Here is a 13,201-nt window from a genome sequence, read left to right as displayed (position 1 = left end):
TGGGCCCAAACCGTCTACTGGGGTGGAATGTCACAGATTGGTCACGGTCGAACGCTGGGGGTTGACAGGAGGCAAGTTCTCTACGCATAGTGTAGTCACCTAATTCGATTTAGGGAACCTCAGGAACCGCACCGCCAACGCCGGCGGTCAGCACTTGGAAGGACCAGCAATGAAGCGCACAGGACGAGCACTCGCGGCCATGGCCATCGTCTCCGCCCTCGCACTCTCCGCCTGCGGGCAGGCGGGCCAGACCCCCGAGGGTGAGGGCGACGGACCCACGCAGGTCACGCTGTGGACCCACTCGGCCGGCAACCCTGCCGAGCTCGAGGTCTACAACCAGATCATGGCGGACTTCAACGAGTCCCAGGACGACTACGAGGTGGTCTCGGAGTCATTCCCGCAGGGCGCCTACAACGACGCCATCGTGGCGGCCGCAACCTCCGGTGACCTGCCCTGCCTCCTCGACATGGACGGCCCCATCGTCCCCAACTGGGCCTGGGCCGGTTACATCCAGCCGCTGGGGATCTCGTCTGAGATCACCGACTCCCTGCTGCCCACCGCCGTCGGCATGTGGGAGGACGAGGTCTACTCCGCCGGCTACTGGGACGCCGCGCTGGCCATCTTCGCCCGCAAGTCGGTGCTCGAGGCCAACGGCATCCGCGTGGCCACCGTCGATCAGCCCTGGACCCAGGAGGAGTTCGACTCCGCGCTCACCACGCTCAAGGCCGCCGGCTACGAGACCCCGCTCGACATCGGCGCCGAGGATGCCGGCGAGTGGTGGCCCTACGCGTACTCGCCGATGCTGCAGAGTTTCGGTGGTGACCTGATCGATCGCTCCACCTTCCTCTCCGCAGACGGCGCCCTCAACGGCCCCGAGGCCGTGGCCTGGGGCGAGTGGTTCCAGGGCCTGTTCGAACAGGGCCTCGCCTCGAATACCGGCACCATCGGCAACGAGGAGTTCAACCGCGACGAGGTGGGCCTCAGCTACACCGGCGTGTGGAACGCGCTCGGCTCTATCGAGGCCGTCGGCGACGACCTCGTGATCCTGCCCCCGCCGGATCTCGGCCAGGGCCCGAAGATCGGCGGCGGCTCGTGGCAGTGGGGCATCTCCTCCGAGTGCTCCGGTGCGGCCCTCGACGGCGCCCGCGCCTACCTCGAGTTCTCGTTCGCGCCCGAGTACGTGGCGGCGTTCGCCGACAAGCAGATCGTCATTCCGGCCACTGAGGAGGGCACCGCGCTCAGCGAGTACTTCGGCGAGGAGGGCGTGCTGCGGCCGTTCACCGAGCTCACCCAGTTCGCGGTGCTGCGCCCGGAGACCCCGGCCTACGCGGTCATCTCCACCACCTTCACCACGGCCGCCATGGACATCATGAACGGCGCCGACGTCCAGACCACGCTGGATCAGGCGGTCAAGGACATCGACGCCGACATCGCCAACAACGACGGCTACGGCTTCTGATGCACTCCGGCCGGGGCCTCCGGGCCCCGGCCTTCCATCAACTGGAGGACCTGATATGACCACTCCTCAGTCGGTCGCGCCCGCGGCCGCCGTCCCGGCCGCCGAAACTCAAGCCGAAACGCCCGTCAAGCGCAAGCCCAAGCGCCAGGGCCACGGCGCCGCCTACGCGATGATCGCACCGGCAGCTCTGCTGCTGCTCATGTTCCTGATCATCCCCGTGGGGCTCGCGTTCGGCTTGTCGTTCACCAACGCCCGCCTCATCTCGCCCAACCCGCCCCGCTTCGTGGGCCTGGACAACTTCGTCCGCGCCTTCACAGCCGACCCCACCTTCATCCGGTCCCTGATCAACACGTTCCTGTTCGCCATCGTGGTCGTTCCGGTGCAGGCGGGTCTGGGGCTGGTGCTTGCGGTGCTGGTCAACCAGAAGCTTCGCGGCACCACGTTCTTCCGGATCGTGTTCTTCATCCCGGTGGTGACGTCGATCGTCGTGGTGTCCATCCTGTGGCGGTTCATGTACCAGCCCGACGGCATCATCAACTCGTTCATCGACATGCTCACCTTCGGGGCGTGGGAGAACATCGCCTGGCTGAACGAGCCGACCACCGCTCTGCCGGCCATCATCGTGCTGTCGATCTGGCAGGCGGTCGGCTTTCACATGATCATCTGGCTCTCCGGCCTCCAGACCATCCCTGAGGAGCTGTACGAGGCTGCCCGCATGGACGGCGCCGACGGCTGGCAGCAGTTCAAGAACGTGACCTGGCCCGGACTCCGGCCCACGATGATCTTCATCCTGGTCACCATCACCATCGCCGCGCTGGGCCTGTTCGTCCAGATCGACGTGATGACGCAGGGCGGCCCCGTCGACTCCACCACCACGCTCGTCTTCCACGCGGTCCGCCGCGGCTACCGTGAGCAGCAGACCGGCTACGGCGCCGCGATCTCGCTGATCTTCTTCGTCCTGGTGCTGATCATCGCGATGATCCAGCGCTTCCTGACCCGAGACAAGGACTGACATGGCCAAGACCGTTGGATTGGCGGCCGAGAAGCGCCGCCGCAAGATCCTGATCTACATCCCCATGGTGATCCTCGCGGTGATCTTCATGTTCCCGCTGATCTTCATGTTCGTCTCCAGCCTGAAGCCCGATGCCCAGATCCTCGCCGACGTCGACAACATCCGCGCGTTCCTCCCCGTCGGGGACATCTCGTTCAACAACTACTCCGACGTGTTCGACCGCGTGCCGTTCTGGCAGTTCCTCCTCAACTCGATCATCGTGACCGTGCTCATCGTCGGGCTCGGCCTGGTGGTCAACTCGCTGGCGGGGTTCGCGTTGTCGCGGATGGAGTGGAAGGGCCGCAAGCTGGTGCTGACGGTCGTCATCGCCACGCTCATCGTGCCGTTCGAGACCATCGCGGTGCCGATGGTCTACTGGGTCAGCAAGCTGCCGACGCTGGTGTGGGAAGGCGGGCTGCTCAAGTACGACTTCGGCTGGCTCAACACCTACGAGGTGATGATCGTCCCGTTCATCGCCAATGCGTTCTCCATCTTCCTGTTCACGCAGTACTTCTCCACCATCCCCGTCTCCATCGACGAGGCGGCCCGCATCGACGGCGCAGGCTGGTTCGGGATCTACTGGCGCATCATCGTGCCGCTGTCCGGCCCGGCGTTCGCCACCGTCGCGATCCTCACCTTCCTCCCGGCGTGGAACTCGTACCTGTGGCCGTTGATGGTGGTGCAACAGGAGTCGCTGCGGCCCGTCATGGTGGGCATGCAGTACTTCTTCCAGCTCAACACCGCCTGGGGCGAGGTGATGGCGTACACGTCGCTGATCACGCTGCCAGTGCTGCTGGTGTTCCTGGTGTTCCAGAGGGCGTTCGTCAGTTCGATCGCCTCCAGCGGCGTGAAGGGGTGATCCAGTGCTGAGACTTGCCGACCATTGGGTGTGGGACAGCTGGCCCGTCCGCGGCGACGACGGGGAGCACCACCTGTTCTTCCTGCGGGCGTCGCGGGCGTTGATCGACCCGGAACGGCGGCATCGTCGGGCCTCGATCGGTCACGCCCGGTCCTCTGATCTTGTGACGTGGGAGGTGCTGCCCGACGCGTTGGTGACCGCCGACGAGCCCGCCTGGGACGACGGCTCCACCTGGACCGGCTCCGTCGTGCAAGCAGACGACGGCACCTGGCGGCTGTTCTACACGGGAGTGTCGCGGGCGGAGGACTGGAAGGTGCAACGGGTGGGGGTCGCCGAATCAGACGACCTCATCACGTGGCGCCGACGGTTCGACCAGCCGGTCTGCGAGGCGGACCCTCGCTGGTACGAGAAGCTCTCGTCCGGTGACTGGTTCGACGAGGCCTGGCGTGACCCGTGGGTGCTCCGGGGCGACGACGGGCTCTGGCACATGCTGCTCACCGCCCGGGCCGCCTCGGGTGAGGCTGCCACGCGGTCCGTGATCGGGCACGCGGTGAGCGCGGACCTTGACTCGTGGGAGGTGCGTCCCCCCTTGTCGGCGCCTGCCGGCTGGGGGCAGATGGAGGTGCCGCAGGTGGTCGTCGTCGACGGCATGCCGTTCCTCGTCTTCTGCTGCTGGACCGACCTCGAGGACGACCGCCGTCGCGGCCAGGCCACCGGTGGGATGTGGTTCGCGCCGGGGGAGTCCCTCCTGGGACCGTGGGACCTCGAAGCGGCCGGCACCCTCGACCACCCGAGCCTCTACGCGGCCCGGCTGATCGAGAGGTCGCCTGAGGACTGGGTGATCGTCGGGTTCTCGGACAAGGTGGGCGGAGTGTTCCAGGGCGAGATCCTGGACCCGATCCCCGTGGTCCGGGAGGGGCGGGCCCTCCGCCTCGCCTGACGCACGAACACCTACGGCGGTGGATCTGGTCGCGACTACGCCGCCAGATCCACCGCCGTAGAGCGCGGGCTAACCAGCGCCCCGGGTGATGCGGTCGGGGTCGAGGTCCAGCCGGCGCAGAAGCTGCGCGTTGAGCGCCACGATGATCGTGGACAGCGACATCAGCACCGCCCCCGCAGCGGGGGACAGCACGACGCCGACGGGCGCCAACACACCGGCGGCCAGCGGCACCGCGACCACGTTGTACCCCGCAGCCCAGACCAGGTTCTGGATCATCTTGCGGTAGCTGGCCCGAGACAGGTCGATCATCGACAGCACCGCCCTCGGGTCGTTGCCCGCCAGCACCACGCCGGCAGACTCCATCGCGACGTCCGTGCCCGCGCCGATGGCGATCCCCACCTCGGCGCGCGCCAGGGCGGGGGCGTCGTTGACGCCGTCGCCCACCATCGCCACAGTCAGCCCGCGACCCTGCAGCTCCGTCACCTTGGTGTCCTTGTCCTGCGGCAGCACCTCGGCGAAGACCTCGTCGATGCCCAGCTCGGCGCCGACGGCGTCGGCCACCTGCCGAGCGTCGCCGGTGACCATCGCCACCCGCACGCCGCGATCCTGCAGCGCCTTGACCGCCGCCTTCGACTCCGCGCGCACCTTGTCCTCGACGGCGACCGCGCCGATGACCTCGCCGTCGCGGATCACGTGAAGCACGCCGGCCCCCCGCCCCGACCACGATTCCGTCTGTTCCGTGAGAGCCGACGGCGTCTCCAGCCGGAGCTCGCGCAGCAGGGTCGGCCCGCCCACCTGGATCAACGCGCCGTCGACGGTGGCCCGCACCCCGCGGCCGGTGGCGGCGGAGAAGTCGGTTCCGCGCCGTCGCATGCCCGAGGCCCCGGAGTGCCCGGCCGCGGCGGCGACGATCGCCCTCGCGACGGGGTGTTCGCTGTCGGCCTCAGCCGCCGCGGCGAACGAGAGCAGCTCCGCCTCCGAGGTCCCGGGAGCCGCCGCGACCCCCGTCACCGCGTGGGCACCCTCGGTCAGCGTGCCGGTCTTGTCGAACAGCACCACGTCGATAGTGCGCATGCGCTCCAGCGCCATCCGGTCCTTGATCAACACGCCGCTCTTGGCGGCACGTTCGGTGGAGATCGCGATGACAAGGGGAATCGCCAGCCCGAGCGCGTGGGGGCAGGCGATCACCAGGACGGTGACGGTCCGCACCACGGCCTCGTCGGGGCGGCCCAGTAGCGTCCAGGCGATCGCTGTGAGGATGCCCGCGCCCAGCGCGAACCAGAACAGCAGGGCCGCGGCCCGGTCTGCCAGGGCCTGCGCACGCGACGACGACTGTTGCGCGTCTGCCACCATCCGCTGGATTCCGGCCAGCGCGGTGTCGTCGCCGGTGGCGTCGACCCGTACCCGCACCGTGTTGTCCGTGGCGACGGTGCCTGCGACGACGCGCTGGCCCTCAGCACGCGCCACCGGCTGCGACTCACCGGTGATCATCGACTCGTCGAACTCCGCCGCGCCGTCGACGATGGTGCCGTCCGCCGGCACCCGGGCGCCCGCCCGGACGAGTACCACGTCGTCGACCGCCAAGTCTGCGATCGGAATGACGACCGTCCCGTCGTCCGTCACCCGCTCCGCCTCGTTGGGCAGCAGTTCCGCCAATGCATCAAGCGCCGACGACGCAGCCCCGAGCGCCCGCATCTCCATCCAGTGGCCGAGCAACATGATGGTCACCAGCAGCGCCAGCTCCCACCAGAAGTCGAGCTCGAAGCCGCCGATGCCAAGCGTCGTCACCCAGGAGGCCCCGAACGCGACGGTGATGGCCAGCGAGATGAGCAGCATCATTCCCGGCTGCCGCGACTTCAGCTCGCGCCATCCGCCCTTGAGGAACGGGGCACCGCCGTAGGCGAAGATCATTGTGCCGAGGACGGGTGGGATCCACGTGGACCCTGGGAATTCGGGCAGGTGGTACCCGAGCAGGTGCGCCACCATCGGGCTGAAGATCACCACCGGGATGGTCAGAGCCAGGGACACCCAGAAGCGGTTCTTGAACATCGCCGTCGAATGCCCGGCGTGCTCGCCCTGTGAGTGGACCTGCTGGTCGTCGACGACGGAGTGCGCGTGACCCTGGGGCATTGCCTGCCCATGGGTGGCGTGACCGATGTGCTTCTCGTCGACCACCACCCCGCCGCGGTCGGCGTGGCCGGCGTGCGGGTCGTGTGAGGCGTGGTGATCATGGTGTGGCTCCATGACCCCGTTATATACCCCCGGGGGGTATTAATCAAGGCTCGGTGACCCGATCTTGACCGTTTCTTCATGGTCGCGCCCTGGGTTGCCGCGATTTCCCGGGGCAGGCTGGAGTCATGAGCGCACTGACTCGACGACACATCCTGCTCGGCGGAGCCGGCATCGCCGGCGCGGGGCTGCTTTCCGCGTGCACCGGACCGCCGCCCGGCGCGCCGTCCAGCCACGGCGGCACCCCCCCGGTCTACCCGACTCCTGCGCTCACGCCTGCGCCAGGGCGCGCCACTGTCGAGGCGGCGCTTCGCCCGCGACCGCTCACGCTCGACCTCGGCGGCGTCACCGCCAACACCTGGGGGTACGACGACGCCGGCCCGAGGGTCCTGCGAGGCACGGCCGGTGACCTGTTCCGTGTCACCGTCGCCAATGAACTGCCCGCCTCCACCAGCGTGCACTGGCATGGGATCCGGCTCCACCACGCGGCCGACGGGGTCCCCGGCGTGTCACAGGACCCCATCGAGCCCGGGGCGGAGTTCCGGTACGAATTCGTGGCGCCCGACCCCGGCACCTACTTCTTCCACCCGCACTCCGGCGTGCAGCTGGACCGCGCGCTGTATGCGCCGCTCATCATCGACGACCCGGCCGAGCCTGGTGCCTACGACGACGAGTGGGTGATCGTCCTGGACGACTGGACCGACGGTGTGGGCCGCAACCCAGACGACATCGTCGAGGAGTTGGCCGCGGAGAACGGCTCGGTGTCCAGGGGGATGGGGATGGGGGGCCACGACATGGGAGGCATGCCCGGCGCCGGGTCCCCGCTCGGCGACGCGGGCGACATCGAGTACCCGCATTACCTCATCAACGGGCGCATTCCCGACGCGCCCGTGACGTTCGACGGCAAGCCTGGGCAGCGGATCCGGCTGCGGATCATCAACGCCGGCTCCGACACCATCTTCAGGCTGGCGCTCGGCGGCCACACGATGACCGTGACGCACTCCGACGGCTACGCCGTCGAGCCACGCGAGACCAGGGCGCTCTTTCTGGCGATGGGGGAGCGATACGACGCCCTCATCACCCTGGGTGATGGCGCATTCCCGCTGGTGGCCAGGCCGGAGGGGAAGCGCGGGCTGGCGCTCGCCGTCGTGCGCACCGCGGCCGGGACCGCGCCCACCGCCGGCACGCCGGTGCCCGAGCTGGACGGCGACGCCCTGCTGGGCACACAGTTGCGTGCGGCGGAGGGGGCACGGCTGGCGGACGGCGACGTCGACACCGCCTTCGACGTGGAGCTCAACGGCCAGATGGACCCGTACGGATGGGGCATCAACGGGCGCAAGTTCGGCGACCACGAGCCGTTCGAGGTGTCCGCCGGCCGCCGGGTGCGGATGACGATGACCAACATGACGATGATGGCCCACCCCATGCACATCCACGGCCACACGTGGGGGCTGCCGGCCAGCGGCGGGCTGCGGAAGGACACGGTGCTGGTGGCCCCCATGCAGACGATCGAGGCGGACCTACTCACCGACAACCCCGGGGAGTGGATGCTGCACTGTCACAACATCTACCACGCGGAAGTTGGCATGATGACGTCGATGCGCTACGTGTGAGCGGCCGTTCCTGACGCAACCTTGCCCCGTCCTCGACCGTGGCGGCGCGGATCTTGAGCCGCGGCGGCCGAACTTGACAGAAATCACACACCATCTCAGGAGACACCATGCGCCCCTTCCGCCCGATTGCCCTCGTGGTCGTCCCGCTCGCCGCGGTCACCCTCTCGGCGTGTTCCGTGCCCGAGGCCGCCGAGTCTCCGCGCCCGTCGTCGACGGTGGCGAGCGTCGCAGCTGGGGATGCGGCCCCGCTTCTCGCCGCCCAAGGCCTGGAGGGGAAGAGCGGCCGCGAGGTGGTGGAGGCGCTCGACCAGCTCGACGCGCCACGCCCGCTGCCGCTGGCCGCATCCGTCCGCTACGACGAGGTGCTGCTCAGCGACGGCACCACAGAGGCCGCGATGCCGCTGGACGGTGACGGGTTCTACCTCTCCATGGCGCCGTACGAGACCACCACGCACGAGTGCTACTTCCACAACCTCGGCACGTGTCGCGGGGAGCTTGCCGACGAGGACGTGCACGTGACCATCACCACCGACGACGGCGAGGTCCTGGTCGACGAGGATGCCACGACGTACGCCAACGGGTTCGTGGGCTTCTGGATCCCGAAGGACGTCGAAGGCACCGTCGTCGTGACGAAGGACGGCCAGCGCGCGGAGAGTCGCTTCTCCTCCGACTCCGAAGGACCCACCTGCCTGACGACGCTGCAGCTGCTGTAGCTCCGTCGACGGCGGATCTGTCTGCCGGCTCTCGAGTCGACCCCGGGAGGTGGTGCCCGCCGCTTCGGGGGCGGGACTCCTGAGGCGGAATGTATTAGAATCTGCGTATGCATGCGGATAAGAAGACTCGCGACGTCCCCTCGGAATTCGTCGACCTCGCCGCCGAGGTGCTCGGGCTGCTGTCGGACCCCACGCGGATCAGGCTCATCCTCGAGCTCGAAGCCGCCACAGAGCTGTCTGTCGGCGAGATGGCCGAGGCCGTGGGCAAGAATCCGTCCGGGGTCTCGCAGCACCTGGCGCGCCTGCGGATGGCGCGCATGGTCACCACCAGGCAGGACGGCACGCGGGTGCTCTACAAACTCTCCGACGAACATGCGCTCCGCGTCATCCTGGAGGCGGTCAAGCAGGCCGAGCACTCCGTCGCCGCAGCTGGGCAGATGCCGCTCCACCACAGCGAGGCCGCCTTGCGGGGGGACCGTTCGGCGGCGGCCGCTGCACCGGACGCAGCCGGCCCGGTCGACTGAGGGGGTCCGAACATGCTCAGCGTTCTCCGCAACCGCACGTACCGGAACCTGTTCTCCGCCCAGGTGATCGCGCTTCTCGGCACCGGTCTGCTCACCGTGGCCCTGGGGTTGCTGGCGTTCGACGTCTCGCCCGGCAGTGCCGGCGCGGTGATGGGGCTGGCGATGACCATCAAGATGGTGGCCTACGTGGCCGTCGCCCCGGTGATGTCCGCCGTCGTCGCCCGGGTGCCGCGCAAGCCCCTCCTGATCACGGCCGATCTCGTCCGCGCCGGCGTCGCGCTGTGCCTGCCGTTCGTCAGCGAGGCGTGGCAGATCTACGCGCTGATCTTCCTGCTTCAGTCGGCGTCGGCCACGTTCACGCCAGCCTTCCAGGCCCTCATACCGACGGTGCTGCCCGCGGAGCGGGAGTACACGCTGGCGCTGTCGCTGTCGCGGCTGGCCTACGACATGGAGGCCCTCGTCAGCCCCATGATCGCTGCAGCCCTGCTCGCGGTGGTGGGGTACCAGGATCTCTTCGTCGGCACCGTTGTGGGCTTCATCGGCTCGGCGATCCTGGTTGCGTTCGCCCAGGTGCCGAGCGTCCGGCCGCCTGGCCCGGCGCCGTTCCTGGATCGCCTCACCAGCGGGACCCGGCACTTCTGGGCCAACCGGGAACTCCGCGGCCTGCTGGGGATCAACCTCGTCGTCGCGGCCACCACGGCGATGGTGATCGTCAACACCGTGGTGATCGTGCGCATGCACCTCGGGCGGGAACAGGGTGACCTGGCCGTCATGCTGGCTGCGTACGGCGCCGGATCGATGGTCGTGGCGTTGGCCGTGCCGCGGCTCCTCGACCGGCTGCCAGATCGTCGGGTGATGCTGGTGGGTGCGTCGGTCCTCCCCGTGGGGCTGGGGGCGGCTGCCGTGGTGCTCGCCTGGGTCGACGGCGGCCTCGCCTGGCCGCTGCTGCTCGGGCTCTGGTTCGTGATCGGGGCCGCGACTTCAGCAGTGCTCACGCCGTCGTCGCGGCTCCTGCGTAGGAACTCGACGGAGCAGACCTGCCCCGCGGTGTTCGCCGCTCAGTTCTCGCTCTCGCACGCGTGCTTCCTCGTCACCTATCCGCTCGCGGGGCTACTGGGGGCCCAGCTGGGGTTGCCGGGTGTGGCGGCGGTGTTGGTGGGTGTGGCGCTGGTCGGCCTGGGGTGGGCGCGTGGGGCGTGGACGGCGGTGCGTGTCTCGGGCGAGCGTTCCTCCACCGAGGGTCACGTACTATCGACGCGTGAGAGAAGGCCATAGTCCTTTGCCCTCAGGGGCCGCCCAGAAGTCGCCGAACCCCCCGACGGGGGTGAGGGGACGATGATCGCCGAGTGGCTACTACTCCTTGCCGTGGTTGTGCTGATCGCCGCGAACGCCATGTTCGTGGCCGCGGAGTTCGCACTGGTGACGGTTGACCGCCCCACCGTCGCGCGGCTCGCCGAGACGGACCCGAAGGCGACGTCGCTGCGCGAGGCGCTTCGCACCATGTCGACGCAACTCTCCGGCGCTCAGCTGGGCATCACCATCACCTCCCTGGTGGTCGGCTTCATCGCGGAGCCTTCGATCGCGGCGCTGCTCGAGGTCCCGGTCCGTGCTGCGGGCCTGCCCGCGGAGACCGCCTCCGTGGTGGCCTTCACCGCAGCCTTCCTGATCGCCACCATGGTGCAGATGGTGTTCGGCGAGCTGGTGCCCAAGAACTGGGCTATTGCCGAGCCGCTCAAGGTGGGGCGTGCGGTGGTCGGGTTCCAGCGGGGCTTCACCTGGGTGAGCGGGCCGCTGCTCTGGTTCCTCAACGGCGCCGCCAACGGCATCGTGCGCGCGATGGGCATGGAGCCTCAGGAGGAGCTCGCCTCCGCGAGGTCCGCGCAGGAGTTGGGGTCGCTGGCGGCGCGCTCCGCGCAGCAGGGCATGTTGGGCGAGGACCTCGCCCGCCGGCTCGAGCACTCCGTGGCGCTCGACGAGCGCACCGCGTCCGACGCCATGACGCCGCGACCCCGCGTCCGGTTCCTCGAGCTCGACGAGACCGCGGTCGATGTCCTGGACGCGGTCCGCGCCACGGGTCACGCCCGGTTCCCGGTCATCGGTGAGAGCGTCGACGAGGTGCGCGGCGTTGTCCACTTCAAGGACGCCCTCGCCATCCCGGCGGCAGAGCGCGCGAGCAGGTCCGTCGAGGACCTCATCCGGCCCATCCGCGCAGTGCCGTCGACGATGCCGCTCGGTTCGGTGCTCGACGTCCTGCGCCTAGGCGTGCAGATGGCGGTGGTCGTCGACGAGTACGGCGGCACCGACGGCATCGTGACGTTGGAGGACGTGGTGGAGGAGATCGTCGGCGAGATCGACGACGAGCAGGACCGCCCCACCCGCGCCCACCGTCAGCTCGGTGAGAGGCGCTGGTCCTTGTCCGGTCTGCTCCGGCCGGACGAGGCCGGCGAGACCCTGCACATCGAACTGCCGGAGGGACGCGAATCCGACACCCTCGGCGGCCTGATCACCGAGCAGCTCGGCCGCTTTGCACGGGTGGGCGACGAGGTGCTGCTGCATGTTCGAGACGAGTCCAGAACCGACGACGACGGGCTCCCTTCTCCAGCCGTCGCCCGGCTGCACGTCACGCGGCTCGACGGCTGGCGCGTCGACAGGCTCGTGCTGACCATCGAAGATCTCGCCGGCGTCGAGGAGGGTGAGCCCGATGCTTGATTCCACCGCCATTCTCATCGCCGTCGCGCTGCTCATCGGCAATGCGTTCTTCGTCGGCGCGGAGTTCGCGCTCATCGCGGCTCGCCGCTCCCAGATCGAGCCGCGGGCGGCTGCGGGCTCGTGGTCCGCGCGGATCACGTTGCGGGCCATGGAGCGGGTCTCCCTCATGATGGCCGGCGCACAGCTGGGCATCACCATGTGCTCGTTGGGCCTGGGCGCCATCGGCGAGCCCGCCGTCGCACATCTGCTGGAGATCCCGCTGGCCGCGATCGGCATCAGCGGCACCGCGCTGCACACCGTGGCGTTCATCATCGCTTTGGCCATCGTCGTGTTCCTCCACATGGTGCTGGGCGAGATGGTGCCGAAGAACATCGCCATCTCCGGCCCGGAGCGCTCGGCGATGATCCTCGGACCCATCCTCTTCGGCATCGTCTTCGTGCTGCGGCCGCTGATCTGGCTGCTCAACTGGATCGCCAATGCGGTGCTTCGCCTGCTGAAGGTGGCGCCGAAGGAGGAGGTCACCTCGGCGTTCACGGCCGACGAGGTGGCGGCGTTCATCGCGGAGTCGCGCGAGGAGGGGCTGCTCGAGGATCGCGAGCACCGGCTGCTCAGCGGTGCGGTCAGCATCGGCACGGATGCCGTCGAGGCGGTCATGGTGCCGCTGGACCAGCTGGCGACAGTGCGCCGAAGCTCCACCCCGGCGGACGTGGAGGCGGCCTTCGTCCGCACCGGCTACTCGAGGTTCCCCGTCGCGGAGGCCGATGGCCAGATCGACGGGTACGTCCACCTCAAGGACTTCCTGGGGCTGACGGACGCGGAGATGGGCTCGGCGCTGGACGAGCGGGTCATCCGCCCGCTGGCCACCATCGCCAAGGACGCCACTTTGGAGGCTACGCTCGCGGCGATGCAGGCCGGCGGCACGCACTTCGCGCTCGTCACCGAGGGCGAGGAGACGGTAGGCGCGGCCATGCTGGAGGACGTCGTCGAACGCCTGATCGGCGAGGTGAAGGACGCCGCGACGGTGTCGCGGGGGTAGGCCACCCGTCACACGCTGCAACTTCCTACGTAGAGAGCGGCATCTGTGCATATACACAGATGCCGCTC

11 protein-coding genes are annotated in these 13,201 nt (G+C 68.9%); 10 read left to right on the top strand and 1 reads right to left on the bottom strand.

Features of this window, described 5'->3' with window-relative positions:
• Window positions 1-169 precede the first annotated feature (169 nt).
• From ACZK5N_RS09900 to ACZK5N_RS09885, 4 genes are read left to right on the top strand one after another with little or no spacing between them, the layout of a single operon-like run.
• Complete coding sequence (locus ACZK5N_RS09900; RefSeq protein WP_459018797.1) at window positions 170-1,459, top strand: sugar ABC transporter substrate-binding protein; 1,290 nt, start codon at window positions 170-172, stop codon at window positions 1,457-1,459.
• A gap of 55 nt (window positions 1,460-1,514) precedes the next feature.
• On the top strand, window positions 1,515-2,471 hold the full coding sequence (locus tag ACZK5N_RS09895; protein ID WP_459018798.1) for a carbohydrate ABC transporter permease: 957 nt from the start codon (window positions 1,515-1,517) through the stop codon (window positions 2,469-2,471).
• Window position 2,472: 1 nt separating this feature from the next.
• Window positions 2,473-3,369, top strand: coding sequence for a carbohydrate ABC transporter permease (locus ACZK5N_RS09890; RefSeq protein WP_459018799.1), 897 nt, complete (start codon window positions 2,473-2,475; stop codon window positions 3,367-3,369).
• Between the two features lie 4 nt (window positions 3,370-3,373).
• The gene (locus ACZK5N_RS09885) at window positions 3,374-4,309 is read left to right on the top strand and encodes a glycoside hydrolase family 68 protein (protein WP_463624833.1); all 936 of its coding nucleotides are present in this window, start codon (window positions 3,374-3,376) and stop codon (window positions 4,307-4,309) included.
• A gap of 69 nt (window positions 4,310-4,378) precedes the next feature.
• On the opposite strand, the gene ACZK5N_RS09880 is transcribed toward ACZK5N_RS09885, so the two are convergent.
• Window positions 4,379-6,553: a heavy metal translocating P-type ATPase gene (locus tag ACZK5N_RS09880; protein WP_463624832.1), complete on the bottom strand. Its 2,175-nt coding sequence runs from the start codon at window positions 6,551-6,553 to the stop codon at window positions 4,379-4,381.
• Window positions 6,554-6,666: 113 nt separating this feature from the next.
• Here ACZK5N_RS09880 and ACZK5N_RS09875 point away from each other — a divergent pair, with 113 nt between their 5' ends.
• The 6 genes from ACZK5N_RS09875 (at window position 6,667) to ACZK5N_RS09850 (ending at window position 13,133) form a co-directional block, all read left to right on the top strand.
• A complete protein-coding gene (locus ACZK5N_RS09875; protein WP_463624831.1) occupies window positions 6,667-8,151 on the top strand; it encodes a multicopper oxidase family protein in 1,485 nt (494 codons plus the stop codon).
• A gap of 107 nt (window positions 8,152-8,258) precedes the next feature.
• A complete protein-coding gene (locus ACZK5N_RS09870) occupies window positions 8,259-8,864 on the top strand; it encodes a CueP family metal-binding protein (RefSeq protein WP_459018803.1) in 606 nt (201 codons plus the stop codon).
• Window positions 8,865-8,971: 107 nt separating this feature from the next.
• Complete coding sequence (locus tag ACZK5N_RS09865) at window positions 8,972-9,388, top strand: ArsR/SmtB family transcription factor (protein ID WP_463624830.1); 417 nt, start codon at window positions 8,972-8,974, stop codon at window positions 9,386-9,388.
• Window positions 9,389-9,400: 12 nt separating this feature from the next.
• Window positions 9,401-10,663, top strand: a complete 1,263-nt coding sequence (locus ACZK5N_RS09860; protein ID WP_463624829.1) for an MFS transporter — start codon at window positions 9,401-9,403, stop codon at window positions 10,661-10,663.
• Window positions 10,664-10,723: 60 nt separating this feature from the next.
• The gene (locus ACZK5N_RS09855; RefSeq protein WP_459018806.1) at window positions 10,724-12,097 is read left to right on the top strand and encodes a hemolysin family protein; all 1,374 of its coding nucleotides are present in this window, start codon (window positions 10,724-10,726) and stop codon (window positions 12,095-12,097) included.
• Window positions 12,090-13,133, top strand: a complete 1,044-nt coding sequence (locus ACZK5N_RS09850) for a hemolysin family protein (protein ID WP_459018807.1) — start codon at window positions 12,090-12,092, stop codon at window positions 13,131-13,133. The genes ACZK5N_RS09855 and ACZK5N_RS09850 overlap by 8 nt, the downstream gene beginning before the upstream one ends.
• Window positions 13,134-13,201: the final 68 nt, after the last annotated feature.

It is taken from the genome of Tessaracoccus pujii, assembly GCF_055326215.1.
This window is presented reverse-complemented; position numbering and strand designations above follow the sequence as displayed.

Excerpts from the sequence above, each read along its gene's own strand:
- ACZK5N_RS09860 (WP_463624829.1), top strand. The coding sequence starts at position 9,401 with ATGCTCAGCGTTCTCCGCAACCGCACGTACCGGAACCTGTTCTCCGCC.
- ACZK5N_RS09890 (WP_459018799.1), top strand. The coding sequence starts at position 2,473 with ATGGCCAAGACCGTTGGATTGGCGGCCGAGAAGCGCCGCCGCAAGATC.
- ACZK5N_RS09855 (WP_459018806.1), top strand. The coding sequence starts at position 10,724 with ATGATCGCCGAGTGGCTACTACTCCTTGCCGTGGTTGTGCTGATCGCC.
- ACZK5N_RS09880 (WP_463624832.1), bottom strand. The coding sequence starts at position 6,553 with ATGGAGCCACACCATGATCACCACGCCTCACACGACCCGCACGCCGGC.
- ACZK5N_RS09850 (WP_459018807.1), top strand. The coding sequence starts at position 12,090 with ATGCTTGATTCCACCGCCATTCTCATCGCCGTCGCGCTGCTCATCGGC.
- ACZK5N_RS09900 (WP_459018797.1), top strand. The coding sequence starts at position 170 with ATGAAGCGCACAGGACGAGCACTCGCGGCCATGGCCATCGTCTCCGCC.
- ACZK5N_RS09875 (WP_463624831.1), top strand. The coding sequence starts at position 6,667 with ATGAGCGCACTGACTCGACGACACATCCTGCTCGGCGGAGCCGGCATC.
- ACZK5N_RS09870 (WP_459018803.1), top strand. The coding sequence starts at position 8,259 with ATGCGCCCCTTCCGCCCGATTGCCCTCGTGGTCGTCCCGCTCGCCGCG.
- ACZK5N_RS09865 (WP_463624830.1), top strand. The coding sequence starts at position 8,972 with ATGCATGCGGATAAGAAGACTCGCGACGTCCCCTCGGAATTCGTCGAC.
- ACZK5N_RS09895 (WP_459018798.1), top strand. The coding sequence starts at position 1,515 with ATGACCACTCCTCAGTCGGTCGCGCCCGCGGCCGCCGTCCCGGCCGCC.